Below are 18,281 nucleotides of genomic sequence, written 5' to 3' on the forward strand. Positions count from 1 at the left end.
GGTGGCGCGCGCCAGGGCGGACCGCCATGATGAGTCTCGGATCCGAGACTCATCGAGAGGAGACCGGAGATGGCCCAGGTCCCGGCAGCCACCCGAGCACTGCGCGTGCTGCGCTTCCTCGCCGGACAGCCCGAGCCGGTCGCGGTCGACCGGATCGCGCGCGAGCTCGAGATCCCGCGCTCCACGACCTACCACCTGCTGCAGGCCATGGCGGACGAGGGCTTCGTCGTCCATCTCGCCGACGAGCGCCGCTACGGCCTCGGCGTGGCCGCCTTCGAGGTCGGCTCCGGCTACGCCCGCCAGGCACCGTTGCAGCGTCTGGCCCGCCGCCCCCTCGCGACCCTGGTCGACCGCACCGGGCACAGTGCGCACCTCGCCGTTCCCCACGGCCGCGACGTGCTCTACGTCGTGGAGGAGCGAGCGCCCGGCCGACCGCCGCTGGTGACCGACGTCGGCGTCCGGCTGCCGTCGCACCTCACGGCCAGTGGGCGGGCGATCCTGGCACACCTCCCGGCCAGCCAGGTGCGCGCCCTCTACCCCGACCGGACCGCCTTCGTGGACCGCACCGGCGTCGGCCCCGGCTCCCCCACCGCGCTGCGCTCGGTCCTGTCCGAGACCCGTCGGCGGGGCTACGCGACCGAGGACAGCGAGGTCACGGCCGGCATGGCGAGCGTCGCGGCGGCCGTCCTCGACCACAACGGGCTGCCGGTCGCGGGGGTGGCGCTCACCTTTCCCACCGAGGAGCTCGACAGCCGTCAGCGCGAGCGGCTGGCCGGATCCGTCGTCGCCACCGCCGACGCCCTCGGCCGTCGGCTCCGCGGCCGGTGACCCTCCGCCCGCGACCTCAGAGTCATCAGGAGTCGTCACGGGTTTCACCTGCCCCATCCGCGGGCATCGATCGCTGCACCGTGGACTCCGCCCCCGAACGAGTCCCGTTCACACCTGGAGCACCCATGCGACTTCTGACCTCAGGGCCCTCGGCCCTGCTCCTGGCCGCCTCGCTGACACTGGCGACCCCGGCCCTCGCCACGACCTCCGCTCCCGCCGCCGATGCGTCGGCCCATGGGTCGGCCCGTGCGTCGGCCGCGGAGAAGGCGATCAGCATCGCCGTGAAGAGTGCCCAGGTCGAGCGCGGCCGGAAGGTCGTCGTGACGGGCGCCGTGACGAGCCCGAGGGTCACCCGCGTGACCCTCCAGCAGAAGCGCGTGGGCACGAAGTGGAAGGCCCAGGCCACCGCGAAGGTCAAGGCCGACGGGACCTACAAGCTCAAGGACAAGACCACCAAGGCGGTGACCCGCACGTACCGCGTGGTCAGCGCCGCGGGCCCCAAGCGGCGGTCCGCCAAGGTGAAGGTCGGCGTCTACGAGTGGCGCGACCTGACGAAGATGCAGCCGCGCGTCATGACCGGATGGGGCGTCGAGAAGAGCGTGACCGTCAACGGCGTCGCCTACGGCCCGGCGCTCCGCGGCTGGGGCCACCCCACCCTGCCGTCGCTGGTCGACTACAACCTCAACCGCAGCTGCATCTCCCTGCGGGCCAGGTTCGGCATCAGTGACGCCTCGGACCTCGCCGGCCGGGCGACGATCTCCGTGGCCGGCGACGACGTCGCCGTCTACACGAAGTCCTTCGGCATCACCCAGTCGGAGTACGTCACGATGCCGCTGGCGACGCCGTTCCGGGTCGCCCTGACCTTCACCGTGGAGAACCCCGGCGCCCTCCCGACGCCGCCGAACGCCGTCCCCGTCGTCGCCCAGCCCGAGGTGTTCTGCACCTCCACCCAGTAGCCGCCGGGCCGGACCGCCGGGCTCAGTCGGCCGCAGCGAGTCGGCGACGGGATTGCCCCCGAAGCCGACCTCGTTGCCGTCGACGTCCCGATAGATCACCTTCCGTACGCCGTCGCCGTAGGTCTGCTCCTCGGCCGGCTCGATCCCACGGTCGGCGATGCCGGCCACCCGGGCGGCGAGGTCGTCGACGAACACGGTCTGCGTGGCGCGACCCGCCCGCTCGGGGCGCTCCTCGACCACCAGCCAGCGGTGCGGGGCCAGCTCCCACACTGCCTCGGTGTCGTGAGCGAGGAAGGACGGCGGCGCGCCCAGCAGCGCCTCGTACCACGGCCGGGCCCGCGCATAGTCGCGCACACAGATCCCCGCGAACAGCTCGACCCCGTCGGCCAGGAACTCGCTCATACCGGAAGGGACCGAGCAGGGGCACCGGATTCATCGGGGCGGCGCGGAGCCGGGGATCCCCGGCGACCAGCACCCCACCGCGACGAGGTGTCGACGTATGCGCGGAGCTTCGGTCGGACCGAGTCGGAGTACGCCGTCGTGAGGCTCGGCCGGCCGACCCGGATGACACTCCGCTTCACGCTGGAGGACACCGGGCCCCGTCCGACACTGGCGCCGCGCCCTACACGCCCCCGGGACCGTCGTCCGGGCGGCGGCGCACCCGCTCCCACCACCAGTCGTACGACGCCGGGTCGGCGCCGTAGGCAGCCGTCATCACGCGACCGACGGCCGCGAGCAGCGCCGGCCGCTCCGCGTGGGCGGCGTGCTGGGCGGCCCGGGCCAGGTCGGCGCCCTCCCCCCACGCGCCGTCGTCGGCCGGCAGGGGCAGGGCCGCGAGCTGTCGGGCGCTGACCTTGACCGACCCGGGCGTCAGGCCGGTGCCGAGATAGCGGGTGGCGGCGTGCGCCACGAGCGGGGGCGCGAGCGTCACCGCGAGCAGCCGCCACAGGTCGTCCGGGTCGTGCGGCACGACGCTCACCACGGGCACCGACGGCAGCCAGGCGCCGCGCTCGTCGGCGACGGCCTCGATCACCCGGCCCTGCCCGGCCACCAGGAGCTTGGGGACGAGACGCGTGTCGGCCCAGCGGCCCAGCGACCCGTCGCCGCGCAGCCCGGCGAGGTCGACCGACGGGGCGTCGTACCGCCGACGGGCGAAGCGGGTCGGCACCCGGCCCCAGCGCAGCTCGGCGGGATCGATCAGGCCGGTCGTGACGAGCGGGGTGCCGCCCGGGAGGCCGTCGGCCACGAAGGGCGCGAGCCCGTAGTACTGGTCGCGGAAGTCGGCGGTGCAGGTCGCCCGCTCACCGAGCCTGCCGGTGTCGGCCGGGAGCGCGACCGACGGGATCCCGAAGGCGGGCGCCGCGAGCGCGCCCCAGGCGTCGGGGTCGGTCGCCGGCGTCGCGCCGATCCGCACCACCGGCACGCAGGTGTGGACCGGCGTCCCGTCGAAGACCGGTCGCTCGCCGCACCAGAAGTCGGTGACCGCGCCACGAAGGGCGACCGCCTCGCGGACCGGGCCGGCATCACGCGCGGCGAGCACGGAGATCGGCTGGACGAGCGCGACGGTCCCCCCGGGAGCCACCAGGTCGAGCGCGCGGCGCAGGAACACCGCGCTCGTGTCGGTGTACGCGCCGAGCCCCCGACGGTGCTCCTCGCTCCGGCCGGCGGTGTCGCGCCGGAGCTGGCCCAGGAAGGGCGGGTTGCCCACGACCGCGTCGAAGGTGTGGCCCTCCCAGGCGGTCAGGCCGTCGGCGACCACGACCTGCCGCTCGATCTCCGCGGCGGAGACCGTGGGGTCCTCGGCCCGCAGGCGGTCGCGCGCGATCCGCACCGCATCGGGGTCGACGTCGGATCCGTGCACCGCACGCACGCCGAGCCGACGGGCGGCGGCGAGCAGGAAGTGACCGGTCCCGCAGGCGGGATCCAGCACCGATCCGGCCGCCGGCAACGCGCGGTCGAGCACCCACGCGACGAGCGCGGGCGGCGTGTAGAACGCACCCTGCGCCCGACGTCGATCGCGGTCGTTCTCGGCGAGGTGGCGCTCGTAGGCGTCGGCGGCCTCGTCCGCCTCGGTCCCACGCGCCATGCTGGGACCCTAGAGGAAGGCTGTTATAGTCACAATGACTACAACACCGAGAGGCCGTGATGGACCGCACCGGACTGCTCACCGACCGCTACGAGCTCACCATGCTCGACTCCTTCGTCCGCGACGGCAGTGCCGGGCGGCCGGCCGTCTTCGAGGCCTTCGCCCGCCGCCTGCCCGAGGGCCGGCGCTACGGCATGCTGGCCGGGCTCGGCCGGCTGCTCGAGGCCATCGAGCGGTTCTCCTACGACGCCGACGAGCTGGCCTGGCTGCAGGAGGAGGGCGTCATCGGCGCCGAGACGGCCCGGTGGCTCGCGGACTTCCGGTTCTCCGGTGACGTCGACGGCTACCGCGAGGGCGACCTGTACTTCCCCGGCAGCCCGATCCTCGGCGTGACGGGGACGCTGGGCGAGTGCCTGGTCCTGGAGACCCTGGTGCTCAGCGTGCTCAACCACGACACGGCGATCGCCAGCGCGGCCGCCCGGATGGTCGACGCCGCGCAGGGCCGCCCGATCATCGAGATGGGCGGGCGGCGCACCCACGAGGAGGCGGCGGTCGCGACCGCGCGGGCGGCCTACCTGGCCGGCTTCGCGACGACGAGCAACCTGGCCGCCGGCCGGCGCTACGGCGTCCCGACCGCCGGCACCGCCGCACACGCCTTCACCCTCGCCCACAACACCGAGGCCGACGCCTTCCGCAGCCAGGTGGAGGCTCTCGGGGTCGACACCACCCTGCTGGTCGACACCTACGACATCGCGGACGGCATCCGCACGGCCGTCGCGGTGGCGGGCACCGACCTCGGCGCGGTCCGGATCGACTCCGGCGACCTGGCCGAGGAGTCGCACAAGGCCCGACAGCTGCTCGACGGACTGGGCGCGACGAGCACCCGGATCGTCGTCACCAGCGACCTCGACGAGTTCGTCATCACCGCGCTGGCCGACGCGCCCATCGACGGCTACGGCGTCGGCACCCGGGTCGCGACCGGCTCCGGCCATCCGACGGCGAGCATGGTCTACAAGCTGGTCGCGATCGCGGACGGCCCGGACGCGCCGCTGCGCCCGGTGGCGAAGAAGTCGAAGGACAAGGGCTCGGTGGGCGGCCGCAAGCACCCCTTCCGCGAGTACGACGCCGACGGCATCCTCGTCGCCGAGTGGTTCACGGCGCAGGACGCTCCCCCACCCGGCCCCGAGGCCCGCCCCGTCCAGATCCCGCTGATCCGCGGCGGCGAGGTCGTGCACCGTCCGGGCCTCGACGAGATCCGCGACTTCGCCGCAGCGACCCTCGCCACCCTGCCGACCGAGGCACGCACGGTCGCCGCCGGCCCGGCGTACCTCACCGCATCGCTTCGAAAGGAGAGCACGATGAACGACACGAGCACCCCGCGGGCCCTGATCGTGGTCGACGTCCAGAACGACTTCGTCGAGGGAGGCTCGCTCGGCGTCACGGGCGGACGCGAGGTCGCGCGCCGGATCAGTGCGCACCTCGCCGCCCACGCGGGCGACTACGCGATCGTGGCGGCCTCGCGCGACTGGCACCACGCGGGCGACACCAACGGCGGCCACTTCCACGCGCCCGGCGAGGAGCCGGACTTCGTGACGACATGGCCGGTGCACTGTGTGCAGGGCGAGCCGGGGTCCGACTACGCTCCCGAGCTGGCCACCGACGCCGTCACCCACCATGTCGTGAAGGGGATGGGCGAGCCGGCGTACTCCGCCTTCGAGGGCGTCACCGCCGCGGGCGAGAGCCTGGGCGACCTGCTCCGCGAGGCCGAGGTGACCGACGTCGACGTCGCCGGCATCGCCACCGACTACTGCGTGCGCGCGACCGCCCTCGACGCGGCGCGGGCCGGCTTCCGGGTCCGCCTCCTCGACGGCCTGCACGCCGGCGTGGCGGCCGACTCCTCCACGGCGGCGCTCGCGGAGCTGGCGGCGGCGGGCGTGGAGGTGGCGCCGTGAGCCATCCAGCGTTCGCCGTCGCCGTCGACCTCGCCATCTTCACCATCCGCGACGGCGCGCTGGCCGTCTTGCTGGTCGAGCGCGGCGAGGAGCCCTTCGCGGGCTCGTGGGCCCTGCCCGGCGGGTTCGTCGAGCCCAACGAGGACGCCGAGCAGGCGGCGTGGCGCGAGCTGCGGGAGGAGACCGGGCTGGGCGACGCCGAGCGCTTCTCCGGCCACCTCGAGCAGCTCCGGACCTACTCCGCCCCCGACCGCGACCCGCGGCAGCGCGTCGTGTCCGTCGCGCACGTCGCGCTCGCACCGGACCTGCCCGAGCCACGAGCGGGCACCGACGCCGCGGACGCGCGCTGGTGGGTCGTCGACGACCTGCTCGAGACGGACGACGGGCCGACCCTGGCCTTCGACCACCGCCAGATCCTGCTCGATGCGCGCGAGCGGGTCCGGGCCAAGCTGGAGTACACCACCCTCGCCACCGAATTCGTGGCCGAGCCGTTCACGCTCCCCGAGCTGCGTCGCGTCTACGCCGCCGTCTGGGGCACCCCGCCGGACCTCGGGAACTTCCGGCGCAAGGTGCTCGGCACGGAGGGCTTCGTGGTGCCGACCGACGTGCGCGGCGAGGCGACCGAGGCCGGCGGCCGGCGGGCGCTGCTCTACCGGCGCGGCACCGCCACCGTCGTCCAGCCGCCCATGGCGCGGGGCTGATCCGGTCGGCGGTCTAACTACCGAGTTTGTCGGCCGAGTCCGCCGATCACGACAAATTCGGTAGGTGAACCGTCACCGCGACCCACTCGTTCTCAACCCGTTGGTTGACAATGACTGGGGAACCGGCGTCTAATCAACCACATGGTTGAGCAAGACGATCGGTTGTCACGGGTCTTCGGCGCCCTCGCCGACCCCACCCGGCGCGACATCGTGGCCCGGCTGGCGGCGGGCGACGCGACGGTGAGCGAGCTCGCGGCGCCGTACGACGTCTCGCTCCAGGCAGTCTCCAAGCACCTCAAGGTGCTCGAGGAGGCCGGCCTGGTCCACCGCAGCCGTGACGCACAGCGGCGGCCGGTCCATCTGGACGCGGAGGTGTTCGACCTGATGACGAAGTGGATCGAGCGCTATCGGCGGCAGGCCGAGGAGCGCTACCGACGACTGGACCAGGTCCTCGCCCGGATGCAGGGCAGGGACACCGACCCACCGAACGACACCGAGCAGCAGCACCGACCCGAAGGAGCAGCAGGATGAACACGAGCACCGGCAGTACCGCGCCCGAGGCCCTCATCGAGGCCGACCCCGACGTCCCCACCGTCCGGATCGTCCGAGAGTTCGACGCGCCGCGCGAGCTCGTCTACCGCGCCCACGTCGAGCCCGACCTGGTGAGGCAGTGGATGGGCCCCGACTCGATCGGGATGGAGATCGATGTGTGGGATATCCGCACCGGCGGCGAGTACCGCTACACCGCCGTCCGCGACGGCGTCGAGGTCGCCCACTTCTACGGCGCCGTCCACCGGGTCGACGAGAACGAGAAGATCGTGCAGACCTTCGGGTTCGAGGAGATGCCCGACGCGGTCAGTCTCGAGACGATGGTCTTCGTCGAGCTGCCCGGCGGCCGCACCCGCCTCGAGGGGCTGTCGGTGGTCTACGACTTCGAGTCCCGCGCCGGCATGCTCGCCAGCGGCATGGAGGTCGGCATCAACGAGGGGTACGCCGCTCTCGACCGCCTGCTCGCCTCGATGGCGGGAGCGCAGGGGTGATCCCCGACGACCCGGCCGAGGAGCACCGCAGCATCGCGGGCGCCTTCGGCGAGCGGGTCCGCGGCGTCCCCGCGGACGACTGGGACGCCCCGACCCCCGTCGCGGAGTGGCGGGCGCGCGACGTCGTCCGTCACCTCGTCGAATGGTTCCCGGCGTTCCTCGCCGACGGCTCCGGCCTGCGCCTGCCGCCCGGACCATCGGTGGACGACGACCCGGTCGCCGCCTGGGAGCATCACGCCGCAGCTGTGCAGGCGGTGCTGGACGATCCCGCGACTGCCGAGGTCGCCTTCGCCCACCCACGGCTGCCCCCGATGCCGCTCCCCCAGGCGGTCTCGCGGTTCTACACCGGCGATGTCTTCATGCACACCTGGGACCTGGCCCGCGCCACCGGCCAAGACGACACGCTCGACGCCGAGCGCTGCCGGGTGATGGTCGAGGGGATGGCGCCGCTCGACGAGATGCTGCGCAGCAGCGGCCAGTACGGCCCGCAGGTGCCGGTCGCCGACGACGCGCCCTGGCAGGACCGACTGATCGGCTTCATCGGGCGCGACCCGTCCTGGCAGCGGCCGTAATCGGCTGGAGCGGTGTCGGTGGCGGGTCCTAGCCTCCTGTCATGGCGTACGACGACGAGCTGGCCGGGCGGCTCCGTGACCTCCTTGGGGAGGAGCCGGCCGCGGCGGGCCTGGAGCTGACCGAGAAGAAGATGTTCGGCGGGCTGGGCTTCATGGTCGGCGGTCACATGGCCGTGGCCGCCAGCGGTCAGGGCGGCCTGATGGTGCGCGTCGACCCGGCCGAGGGCGATCACCTGGTGGCCACGACCCCGGCGTACCCGATGGAGATGCGCGGACGGGCCATGACCGGCTGGCTGCGGGTCGACCTCGCGGACCTCGCGACGGACAAGGCGCTGGGTGCGTGGGTGCACCGCGGCGCGTCCTTCGTCGCCGGCCTGCCGCCCAAGTCGACCGGACGGTGAGGTCGTTCTGGGCCGCTCTGCCCACGGAGGGCCGGTGGCTGCTGTCGACGGTCGCGATCCAGACCCTGGGACGCGGCCTGACCCTGCCGTTCACGCTCATCTACCTGCACGAGGTCCGCGGCTTCGAGCTCGGCCTGTCCGGGACCCTGATGGCCCTGATCGCGGTGGTCGGCTTCCTGGTCACCGGCCCGGGCGGTGCCCTCGTCGACCGGTACGGCGCCCGCGCGGTGCTGCTCGCCGGCATCGCCGCGATGATCGCCGGCAACCTGATCCTGGCCTTCGCGACCACGCCGGCGGTCGCGGCGGTGGCACTGGTGCTCATCGGCTTCAACTTCGGGGTGTCCTGGCCGGCGTTCAACTCGCTGATCGCGGCCGTCGTCACCGGCGAGCTGCGCCAGCAGTACTTCGGCATCAACTTCGCCCTCGTCAACCTCGGCATCGGCGTGGGCGGCGTGGTGGGCGGCCTGTTCGCCGACGTCGACCGACCGGGCACGTTCACCGCGATCTTCGTCGGCGACGCGGTGAGCGGGTTGGTCCCTCTGGCGCTCCTGCTCGGGCCGCTGCGCCACGTCCACGGCCGGGCGGCCGTCCCCGAGGACGGGGCGGCACCGGCCGCCGCCGGCTACCTGACCATCCTCAAGCAGCCCGCCGTGCGCTGGCTGACGCTGCTGACCTTCGTCGGCACCTTCATCGGCTACGGCCAGCACGAGGCCGGCTTCCCCGGGTTCGCGCGGCAGGCGGCCGAGGTCTCCACTCGCACCATCGGCCTGGCGTTCGCGGTCAACACGGTCGTGATCGTCGTGCTGCAGTTCTCGGTGCTCAACCGGATCAAGCGTCACCTGCGCACCCGGGTGATGGTGGCGATGGCGGCGATCTGGGCCGTGGCGTGGGGACTCCTCGGCCTGGCCGGCGTGCTCCCCGGAGGAGGCGTCGCGATCGCCGGCGTCCTCGCCTACATGGCCGTCTTCGCCCTCGGCGAGACGCTGCTCCAGCCCACCGTGCCGGCGATGGCCAACGACCTCGCCACCGACCACACTCGCGGGCGCTACAACGCCATCACGGCGGCCGCCTTCCAGGGCGGCGCGGTGGCCGGGCCGGTCGTGGCCGGCTTCCTGCTGCAACACGACCTCGCCCCGGCGTACATCGCCGTCATGGTCGCGGGCTGCGTCGCGATCGCCGCCATGGCGCTGATCCTCGAACGACACGTCCCCGCAGCGGCCAACGGCCGTCCGGTCGTGGCGTCCGCCACACCCGCTGACGGATGACGCCACACGATTTCCGGGGCATCCGGAGGCGGCCCTAAGGTTTTCCACCGTGAAGCGCACGGTCCACGCATGATCTCGTTGAAGTCGTTCTGGGCCGCGCTTCCGACCGAGGGTCGGTGGCTGCTGTCCACCGTCGCGGTCTCCACGCTCGGGCGCGGGCTCGTGCTGCCCTTCACGCTGATCTATCTGCACGAGGTGCGCGGCTTCGGCCTCGGTCTGTCCGGCCTGCTCATGGCCGTCATCGCCGCTGCCGCGTTCGTGGTGACCGCGCCGAGCGGCGCCCTCGTCGACAGGTACGGCGCCCGCGTGGTGCTGCTGGCCGGACAGTCCGCGATGGTGGTCGGCACCGTGCTCCTTGCCTTCGCGACCACGCCGGCGGCCGCGGCGGTCGCACTCGTCCTCATCGGCGTCAACTTCGGCGCGTCGTGGCCGGCGTTCAACTCCCTGATCGCCACCGTGGTCGAGGGCGAGGTCCGCCAGCAGTACTTCGGCGTGAACTTCGCCCTCACCAACCTCGGGCTCGGGGTCGGCGGCATCGTGGGAGGCCTGTTCGCCGACGTCGGCCGGCCGGGGTCGTTCACCGCGATCTATCTCGCGGACGCCCTCGCCGGCCTGGTCCCCCTCGCCCTCTTCCTCGGCCCGCTGCGCCACCTGCACGGCCGGGTCCTGCACCCGCCGCGCGACCTCGGACCGGGTCCGACGCCGGGCTATCGCGCCATCCTGCGCAGTCCCGCCGTGCGGTGGCTGACCCTGTTGACGTTCGTCGCCACGTTCATCGGCTACGGACAGTTCGAGGCCGGGCTGCCTGCCTTCGCCCGGGGCGAGGCAGGACTGTCCACCGGCGTGATCGGGCTCGGCTTCGCGCTCAACACCTTCGTCATCGTGGCCCTCCAGTTCACCGTCATGGGGCGGATCCGCGGCCGGCGGCGGACCCGGGTGCTGACGGTCATGGCGGCCCTGTGGGCGTTCGCCTGGCTCCTCGTCGGCACCGGCGCCCTCGCCCCCGGCAGCGCGCTCGCGATCACCGGCCTGCTCGGGTTCGGCCTGGTCTTCGGGATCGGCGAGACCCTCCTCCAGCCGACCCTGCCGGCCATCAACAACGACCTGGCCGCCGACCATCTCCGCGGGCGCTACAACGCGCTCAACTCCGCGGCCGTCCAGGCCGGCACCGTCGCGGGTCCGATCGTCGCGGGGTTCCTGCTGGAGCACGGTCAGGCCTCCACGCTGATCGCGCTGATGGTCCTGGGGTGCGCCGCGATCGCGGTGGTCGCGACCGTGCTGGAGCGCCACCTCCCGGCCGCGGCGAACGGCCGGCCCGCCGGCGTACCGGAGGCGGTCAGGTAGCCGACCCGACCCTGCTGGCGAACCACAGCGTGCGGTGCGTCCAGTTGCCGGGTCCCAGCCGGCGCCCCGAGCAGACCACGATCACCACCTCGGGCGGGCCGTCGACCGCGTCCCAGCCGGGGAAGCCGTCGGTGGCGAGCACCTCGGTCCGCTCGGTCACGTCGTAGCAGGCGACCCGCTGCGCGGCCCCCTGGCCGGAGGCCAGGACGAGCCGGCCTCCGACGTCGAGGCCGTCGAGCAGCCGGTTGCCCATCGCGCTGCCGTCGGGCCAGGTGTGGGTGTTCAGCAGCACGTGGCCCTGCGCGGAGCCGGGCTCGACGCCGCCGCGGTCCCAGGCGAAGGACAGCTTGTCGGAGACGGGCGGCACACCGGGGACGCCGGCCGCGTCCCGGGGCACCGCCAGCACCCGGGCCCGGCGGACGATCCCGTCGACGGTGATCGCGGTCGGCGTGAACCCGGCCTCGGTCTGGCGGGCGCACGGATCGACGGGCGGGGTCGGAGTCGGCGTGGGCGTCGGGGTGGGCGTCACGACCGGCGGGGGTACGGCGGCCGGCGGGTCCGGCGCGTCGCCGTCGCGCAGCAGCAGCCACGCGAGCAGCAGGGCCAGGACCAGCGCGCCCACGCCCGTCACCAGCGCGAGATCGCGCCGCCGGCGCCCCTCCTCCACAGCCACCCGGCCATTGTGGCGGCGATGTCGGTGCCGTGCGGGAAGATGGCGCAATGGTGGACTCCCGGCAGCAGGATCCGCCGGTCGACCCGCTCGGCCGGTTCAGCGAGGCGACGCGCGCATGGTTCCGCGCGGCCTTCGCCGAGCCGACCGCCGCCCAGGCCGGCGCGTGGGACGCGATCGCCCGCGATCGGCACACGCTGGTCGTCGCGCCGACCGGGTCGGGCAAGACGCTCAGCGCCTTCCTCGCCGGCCTCGACCGGCTGCTGACCTCTCCGGCACCCGACGATCGGCTCCACCGCACCCGGGTGCTCTACGTCTCGCCGCTCAAGGCACTGGCCGTCGACGTGGAGCGCAACCTGCGCGCTCCGTTGACCGGCATCCGGCAGACGGCCGAGCGGATCGACCCCCGGCACCCGCTTCCCGAGGTGACCGTCGGCATCCGCTCCGGCGACACGCCGGCCAGCGAGCGCCGTCGGCTCGCCACCCGGCCGCCCGACATCCTCATCACCACGCCCGAGTCGCTCTTCCTCATCCTCACCAGCCAGGCCCGCGAGACGCTGCGCGGCATCGAGACGGTCATCGTCGACGAGGTGCATGCGGTCGCCGGGACCAAGCGCGGCGCCCACCTCGCGCTGAGCCTGGAGCGCCTCGACGCGCTGCTGCCCCGTCCGGCGCAGCGGATCGGGCTGTCCGCGACCGTGCGGCCGACCGAGGAGGTCGCCCGCTTCCTCGGTGGCACCGCCCCGGTCGAGATCGTCGCTCCGCCGGCCCACAAGGAGTGGGACCTGCGCGTCGAGGTCCCGGTCGAGGACATGACCGAGCTCGGCCAGGTGATCGACGACGACGACCCGACGGCGCCACCGGCCCGGGCCAGCATCTGGCCCCATGTCGAGCAGCGCGTCGCCGAGCTGATCGGGGAGCACCGCTCGACGATCGTGTTCACCAACGGTCGCCGCACCGCCGAGCGGCTGACCGCGCGCCTCAACGAGATCGCCGCCGAGGTGACGACCGACGGGATCACCCCGCCCGCGCAGATCATGGCCCAGTCCGGCGCCGCCGTCGGCGCGGCCCCCGTCCTGGCCCGGACCCATCACGGCTCGGTCTCGAAGGAGCAGCGCGCCCTGGTCGAGGACGATCTCAAGTCCGGGCGCCTGCCTGCTGTCGTCGCGACCAGCAGCCTCGAGCTCGGCATCGACATGGGAGCCGTCGACCTGGTGCTCCAGATCGCCTCGCCGCCCAGCGTCGCCAGCGCCCTCCAGCGGGTCGGCCGTGCCGGCCACCAGGTCGGCGAGACGTCCTCGGGCGTGTTCTTCCCGCAGCACCGCGGCGACCTCGCGCCCGCCGCGGTCGCGGTCGCCCGGATGCGCACGGGCGGCATCGAGGCCCTGCGCGTCCCGGCCAACCCGCTCGACGTCCTCGCCCAGCAGGTCGTCGCCGCGACCGCCGCCGACGAGTGGGACGTCGACGAGCTGTTCGCGCTGGTGCGCCGCAGCGCGCCCTACGCCCAGCTCCCCCGCCCGGCCTACGACGCCGTGCTCGACCTGCTCGCGGGCCGCTATCCGTCCGACGAGTTCGCCGAGCTGCGCCCGCGGATCACCTGGGACCGGGTGAGCGGCATGATCAGCGGCCGGCCCGGGGCCCAGCGGCTCGCGGTCACCAGCGGAGGCACGATCCCCGACCGTGGCCTCTACGGGGTCTTCCTCGCCGGCGAGGGGACCAACCGCCGCGTCGGCGAGCTCGACGAGGAGATGGTCTACGAGAGCCGGGTGGGCGACGTGTTCGCTCTGGGCGCGACGAGCTGGCGGATCGAGGACATCACCCACGACCGGGTCATCGTCACGCCGGCTCCCGGGGTGCCGGGGCGGCTGCCGTTCTGGAAGGGCGACACCGCCGGTCGGCCGACCGAGCTCGGCGAGGCGATCGGCGCCTTCACCCGCGAGCTCGCCGCGCTGCCCGCTGCCGACGCCGAGGCGCACGCACGCGAGGTCGGGCTCGACGACAACGCCGCCGCCAACCTGGTGGCCTACCTGCGCGAGCAGGTCGAGGCCACCCGGGTGCTGCCGAGCGACACCACGGTCCTGGTCGAGAGGTTCCGCGACGAGCTCGGCGACTGGCGCCTGGCCGTCCACTCCCCCTACGGCACCGCCGTGCATGCGCCCTGGGCGCTGGCGATCAACGCCCGGCTGCGCGAGCGGTTCGGCATCGACGGGCAGGCGCTGGCCTCCGACGACGGCATCGTGATCCGGATCCCCGACACCGACGCCGAGCCGCCCGGCGCCGACCTGATCGCGTTCGAGCCCGACGAGATCGACGAGATCGTCACGCGCGAGGTGGGCGGCTCCGCCCTGTTCGCCGCGCGCTTCCGCGAGTGCGCGGCGCGCGCCCTGCTGCTCCCGCGCCGCGACCCCGGTCGCCGATCGCCGCTGTGGCAGCAGCGCCAGCGTGCGGCCGCCCTGCTCGAGGTCGCCGCCCGCTATCCCGCGTTCCCGATCGTGCTCGAGACCGTCCGCGAGGTGCTCAACGACGTCTACGACCTGCCGGGCCTCACCACGCTGCTGCGCCGCGTCGACCAGCGTGAGGTCACCGTCACCGAGGTCGAGACGACCCAGCCGTCGCCGTACGCGCGGACCCTGATGTTCGGCTATGTCGCCCAGTTCGTCTACGAGGGCGATTCGCCGCTGGCCGAGCGCCGGGCCGCCGCGCTGACCCTCGACCAGGGCCTGCTCGCCGAGCTCCTCGGACGCGCCGAGCTGCGCGAGCTGCTCGACCCCGACGTGCTGGCCGAGGTCGAGGCGGAGCTCCAGCGCACCACTCCCGAGCGCCGGGTGCGCGACGCCGAGGGCCTGGTCGACCTGCTGCGCCTGCTCGGCCCGCTCACGGCCGCCGAGGTCGCGGCCCGCGCGCGCGAGGGCGCCGCCGTCACCGACTGGTCGGCCGATCTCGTCGCGGCGCGCCGGGTGGTCGAGGTGCGGATGCCCTACGGCGACGCCTGGGCCGTCGTCGAGGACGTCGCCCGCCTGCGCGACGGTCTCGGCGTCCCTGCCCCGCCGGGCACCCCCGCCGCGTTCACGGAGCCGGTCGACGATCCGCTGGCCGACCTGGTGGGGCGTTACGCGCGCACCCACGGGCCGTTCACCGCCGACCAGGTGGCGACCCGCCTGGGCCTGGGCGTCGCCGTCGTCCGGCACACCCTGCAGCGGCTCGAGACGCAGGGCCGGGTGCTGTCCGGCGAGTTCCGGCCGGTCGCCGTGTCGTTGGACGGCGAGGAATGGTGCGACGTCGAGGTGCTGCGCCGGCTGCGGCGCCGCTCGCTCGCCCGGTTGCGCCACGAGATCGAGCCGGTGGAGCCGACGACGCTGGCTCGGTTCTCGACCGCGTGGCACCAGATCACCACGACCAAGGGTCCGCGCGGCGTCGACGGGCTGTTGCACACGGTGGAGCAGCTCGCCGGCGCCCCGATGCCGGCCAGCGCGTTGGAGTCGCTGGTGCTCCCGGCTCGGGTGCGCGACTACGAGCCGGCGCTGCTCGACGAGCTGACGGCGACCGGGGAGGTCGTCTGGTCCGGGCACGGCGCGCTGCCGGGCAGCGACGGCTGGGTCTCGCTCCATCTCGTCGACCGGGCCCACCTCACGCTGCCGGAGCCCGGCCCGGTCGAGGATCCCCTCCATCAGCGGGTGCTCGATGTGCTGGCTCCCGGCGGAGCCTGGTTCTTCCGCCAGGTCGCCGACCAGGTCGCGCGCGCCTGCCGCGACGCCGGGGAGGACACTCCCCTCGACGAGGCGGTCAGCGCCGCGCTGTGGGCACTCGTGTGGGCTGGGCACCTCACCAACGACACGCTGACCCCGCTGCGGGCGCTCACCCGCTCCGGGCGCGCGGCGCACCGCACCCGCCGCGCGCCGGCGCGCCCCGGCCGCGTCGCCCGCACCGGTCCACTCGAGACGGCGGGTCGCTGGGCGCTCCTCCCGGCCATCGACAGCGACCCGACCCGACGCGCCCACGCCGCCGCGGAGCAGCTGCTCGAGCGGCACGGCCTCGTGACCCGCGGCGCGGTGGTCAACGAACGCGTGCCCGGCGGGTTCGCGGCGGTCTACAAGGTCCTGAGCGCGTTCGAGGACGCCGGACGCTGCCGCCGGGGCTACTTCGTCGAGGGCCTCGGCGCCGCCCAGTTCGGCACCGCCGGCGCCGTCGACAGGCTGCGCTCCTTCGGTGCCCCCGCCGGCGGCGAGTCTCCCGACGCCAAGCCGGTCGCCGTCGCCCTGGCCGCGACCGACCCGGCCAGCCCCTACGGAGCCGCGCTCCCCTGGCCGAGCGCCGACCGCGAGCAAGAGGGCGGCCACCGGCCGGGTCGCAAGGCCGGCGCACTGGTCGTCCTCGTCGACGGGACCCTGGTGCTCTACGTCGAGCGCGGCGGCCGCACCCTGCTCACCTGGACCGACGACCCCGACCTGCTCGCCCCGGCCGCCGAGGCGCTGTCCACCGCCGTACGCCGCGGCACCCTCGGCCAGCTGACGGTCGAGAAGGCCGACGGCACCGCCCTGCTGGGCAGCGGCGGTCCGCTGCGCGACGCCCTCGCCGCGGCCGGCTTCATCGCCACCCCGCGCGGCCTGCGGATCCGAGCCTGAGGAGGTCGCCGTGCCGGAGGGGGACGCCGTCCGTCGTACCGCCGACCGACTGGACCGGGCGCTGGCCGGCCAGGTGCTCGTCGGATCCGACCTGCGGGTCCCCCAGCTCGCCACGACCGACCTGACCGGAGCCACCGTCGAGCGGACCGCCACCCACGGCAAGCACCTGCTCACCCGGCTCACGATGCCCGACGGCACCCCGCTCACCCTGCACAGCCACCTCAAGATGGAGGGCAGCTGGCGGGTGATCGCGCCCGGCGCGCCGTGGCCCGGGCCGGCCCACGACGCCCGGGTCGTCCTCCGCGGCGCCCGGGCCGAGGCGGTCGGCTTCCGGCTCGGGATCGTGGAGCTGCTGGCCACGGCCGACGAGGGCGCGGTCGTGGACCATCTCGGGCCCGACCTCCTCGGCTCGTGGACGGCCGACGACGAGGCGACCGCGTGCGCCCGGCTCACCGCCGTACCCGACCGGGTCCTCGGCGCGAGCCTGCTCGACCAGACCGTCGTCGCCGGGCTGGGCACCATCTGGATGTCGGAGGTCTGCTTCGTCCAGGGGGTCCACCCGCAGGCGCCGGTCGCGGCCGTCGCCGATCCGCTCCGGCTGCTGCGCCGCGCCCGCCTGCTGCTGCGATCCGGACTCCAGCACGGCCAGCCGCTGACGACCGGCGACCGGCGCGACCCGGTCTGGGTCTATCGGCGGCAGCGGCGGCCCTGCCTGCGCTGCCGCACCCCGATCGAGGCCGGGCCGGTGGGCGCGGCGGACCGGGAGCGCACGACGTACTGGTGTCCTCGCTGCCAACCGGCGCCGTGACCTGAGTCTCGTCGGCCGGCTGGAACGCGACGCACCGCCCCGTTCGTTGTCGGGACATGCACCGCCATTTCAACGGCCTCAAGACCGCCGGCCTGTTCGGCGCCATCTTCGCGCTGCTGCTCGCGGTCGGTGGCCTGATCGCGGCCGCGACGGGCAGCTCCGCGTTCATCTGGATCTTCGTGCTCATCGGCGTCGGCACGACGGCCTACGGCTACTGGAACTCCGACAAGCTCGCCATCCGCGCGATGCGCGCCTACCCGGTGTCGGAGCAGCAGCAGCCGGCGATGTACCGGATCGTGCGGGAGCTCTCCGAGCGCGCGGGCCAGCCCATGCCGGCGCTCTACGTCTCCCCGACGCAGGCGCCCAACGCCTTCGCGACCGGCCGCAACCCGCAGCACGCCGCGGTGTGCTGCACCGAGGGCATCCTCGGCCTCCTCGACGAGCGCGAGCTGCGCGGCGTGCTCGGCCACGAGCTGATGCACGTCTACAACCGCGACATCCTCACCGGCTCGGTGGCCGCGGCCGTCGCCGGCGTGATCAGCTCGGTCGCGCAGTTCCTCGCGTTCTCATCGATCTTCGGCGGGGGCAACAACGACGAGCGCCCGAACCCGCTGGTCATGATCGGGACCGCGCTGCTCGCGCCGTTCGCCGCGGCGGTCATCCAGATGGCGATCAGCCGCACCCGCGAGTACGACGCCGACGAGGACGGCGCCCGGCTCACCGGCGACCCGCTGGCGCTGGCCTCGGCCCTGCGCAAGCTGGAGCTCGGCACGGCCCGCGCTCCCCTCGCCCCCACCCCGCAGCTGCAGAACGCCAGCCACATGATGATCGCGAACCCGTTCCGGGCCGCTGACGTGCAGAAGATGTTCTCGACCCACCCCCCGATGGCCGACCGGATCGCGCGCCTGGAGGCGATGGCAGGCCGCTGACGCCGCCGCCCGAGGTGACATAACTCGAGCTGGGACGAGAAAACGCATGCTGGGACGAGGAAGCTTCCTCGTCCCAGCATGAGTTTCACCGGCCGGCCGGTGAAACT

The 18,281-nt window shown here is 74.0% G+C and carries 15 protein-coding genes and 2 pseudogenes; 14 read left to right on the top strand and 3 right to left on the bottom strand.

Going from position 1 to position 18,281, the window contains the following annotated elements; translation table 11 throughout:
- Positions 1-69: 69 nt before the first annotated feature.
- Entirely contained in the window at positions 70-828 is a 759-nt protein-coding gene (locus tag ACPZVR_RS22280) for an IclR family transcriptional regulator (RefSeq protein WP_436701883.1), read from the top strand.
- A gap of 125 nt (positions 829-953) precedes the next feature.
- Positions 954-1,784, top strand: coding sequence for a hypothetical protein (locus ACPZVR_RS22285; protein ID WP_436701929.1), 831 nt, complete (start codon positions 954-956; stop codon positions 1,782-1,784).
- Positions 1,785-1,859: 75 nt separating this feature from the next.
- Here ACPZVR_RS22285 and ACPZVR_RS22290 read toward each other — a convergent pair.
- Both ACPZVR_RS22290 and ACPZVR_RS22295 read right to left on the bottom strand, forming a co-directional pair.
- Positions 1,860-2,186: pseudogene (locus ACPZVR_RS22290) on the bottom strand (VOC family protein); the annotation flags it as partial.
- A gap of 220 nt (positions 2,187-2,406) precedes the next feature.
- Positions 2,407-3,870 (bottom strand): HsdM family class I SAM-dependent methyltransferase, encoded by a 1,464-nt coding sequence (locus tag ACPZVR_RS22295; protein WP_436701884.1) that lies wholly within the window; start codon positions 3,868-3,870, stop codon positions 2,407-2,409.
- A 59-nt stretch (positions 3,871-3,929) separates the two neighbouring features.
- On the opposite strand from ACPZVR_RS22295, the pseudogene ACPZVR_RS22300 reads away from it, so the two are divergent.
- The 9 genes and pseudogenes from ACPZVR_RS22300 to ACPZVR_RS22340 form a co-directional block, all read left to right on the top strand.
- Positions 3,930-5,222: pseudogene (locus tag ACPZVR_RS22300) on the top strand (nicotinate phosphoribosyltransferase); the annotation flags it as partial.
- Positions 5,223-5,228: 6 nt separating this feature from the next.
- A complete protein-coding gene (locus ACPZVR_RS22305; RefSeq protein ID WP_436701927.1) occupies positions 5,229-5,822 on the top strand; it encodes an isochorismatase family protein in 594 nt (197 codons plus the stop codon).
- Positions 5,819-6,523, top strand: coding sequence for an NUDIX hydrolase (locus ACPZVR_RS22310; protein ID WP_436701885.1), 705 nt, complete (start codon positions 5,819-5,821; stop codon positions 6,521-6,523). The genes ACPZVR_RS22305 and ACPZVR_RS22310 overlap by 4 nt, the downstream gene beginning before the upstream one ends.
- 141 nt (positions 6,524-6,664) lie before the next feature.
- A complete protein-coding gene (locus ACPZVR_RS22315; RefSeq protein WP_436701886.1) occupies positions 6,665-7,054 on the top strand; it encodes an ArsR/SmtB family transcription factor in 390 nt (129 codons plus the stop codon).
- On the top strand, positions 7,051-7,563 hold the full coding sequence (locus ACPZVR_RS22320) for an SRPBCC family protein (protein ID WP_436701887.1): 513 nt from the start codon (positions 7,051-7,053) through the stop codon (positions 7,561-7,563). Before ACPZVR_RS22315 ends, ACPZVR_RS22320 begins: the two co-directional genes overlap by 4 nt.
- Complete coding sequence (locus tag ACPZVR_RS22325) at positions 7,560-8,135, top strand: TIGR03086 family metal-binding protein (protein WP_436701888.1); 576 nt, start codon at positions 7,560-7,562, stop codon at positions 8,133-8,135. Before ACPZVR_RS22320 ends, ACPZVR_RS22325 begins: the two co-directional genes overlap by 4 nt.
- Positions 8,136-8,176: 41 nt before the next feature.
- Positions 8,177-8,536 carry a TfoX/Sxy family protein gene (locus ACPZVR_RS22330; protein WP_436701889.1) on the top strand — a complete coding sequence of 120 codons (360 nt, stop codon included), beginning with the start codon at positions 8,177-8,179 and terminating at the stop codon, positions 8,534-8,536.
- On the top strand, positions 8,533-9,801 hold the full coding sequence (locus ACPZVR_RS22335; protein WP_436701890.1) for an MFS transporter: 1,269 nt from the start codon (positions 8,533-8,535) through the stop codon (positions 9,799-9,801). Before ACPZVR_RS22330 ends, ACPZVR_RS22335 begins: the two co-directional genes overlap by 4 nt.
- A 69-nt stretch (positions 9,802-9,870) precedes the next feature.
- Entirely contained in the window at positions 9,871-11,145 is a 1,275-nt protein-coding gene (locus ACPZVR_RS22340; protein WP_436701891.1) for an MFS transporter, read from the top strand.
- Here ACPZVR_RS22340 and ACPZVR_RS22345 read toward each other — a convergent pair.
- Complete coding sequence (locus ACPZVR_RS22345; RefSeq protein WP_436701892.1) at positions 11,138-11,818, bottom strand: class F sortase; 681 nt, start codon at positions 11,816-11,818, stop codon at positions 11,138-11,140. The two genes, ACPZVR_RS22340 and ACPZVR_RS22345, sit on opposite strands and share 8 nt — an antisense overlap.
- A 47-nt stretch (positions 11,819-11,865) precedes the next feature.
- On the opposite strand from ACPZVR_RS22345, the gene ACPZVR_RS22350 reads away from it, so the two are divergent.
- From ACPZVR_RS22350 to htpX, 3 genes are read left to right on the top strand one after another with little or no spacing between them, the layout of a single operon-like run.
- Positions 11,866-16,437 carry an ATP-dependent helicase gene (locus tag ACPZVR_RS22350; RefSeq protein ID WP_436701893.1) on the top strand — a complete coding sequence of 1,524 codons (4,572 nt, stop codon included), beginning with the start codon at positions 11,866-11,868 and terminating at the stop codon, positions 16,435-16,437.
- Positions 16,438-16,447: 10 nt separating this feature from the next.
- Positions 16,448-17,245, top strand: coding sequence for a DNA-formamidopyrimidine glycosylase family protein (locus tag ACPZVR_RS22355; protein WP_436701894.1), 798 nt, complete (start codon positions 16,448-16,450; stop codon positions 17,243-17,245).
- Positions 17,246-17,301: 56 nt separating this feature from the next.
- Positions 17,302-18,174 carry a zinc metalloprotease HtpX gene (gene htpX / locus ACPZVR_RS22360; protein WP_436701895.1) on the top strand — a complete coding sequence of 291 codons (873 nt, stop codon included), beginning with the start codon at positions 17,302-17,304 and terminating at the stop codon, positions 18,172-18,174.
- The last annotated feature ends 107 nt before the right edge of the window (positions 18,175-18,281 follow it).

The sequence above is a fragment of the Nocardioides segetis genome (assembly GCF_051390595.1).
Lineage (GTDB): Bacteria > Actinomycetota > Actinomycetes > Propionibacteriales > Nocardioidaceae > Nocardioides.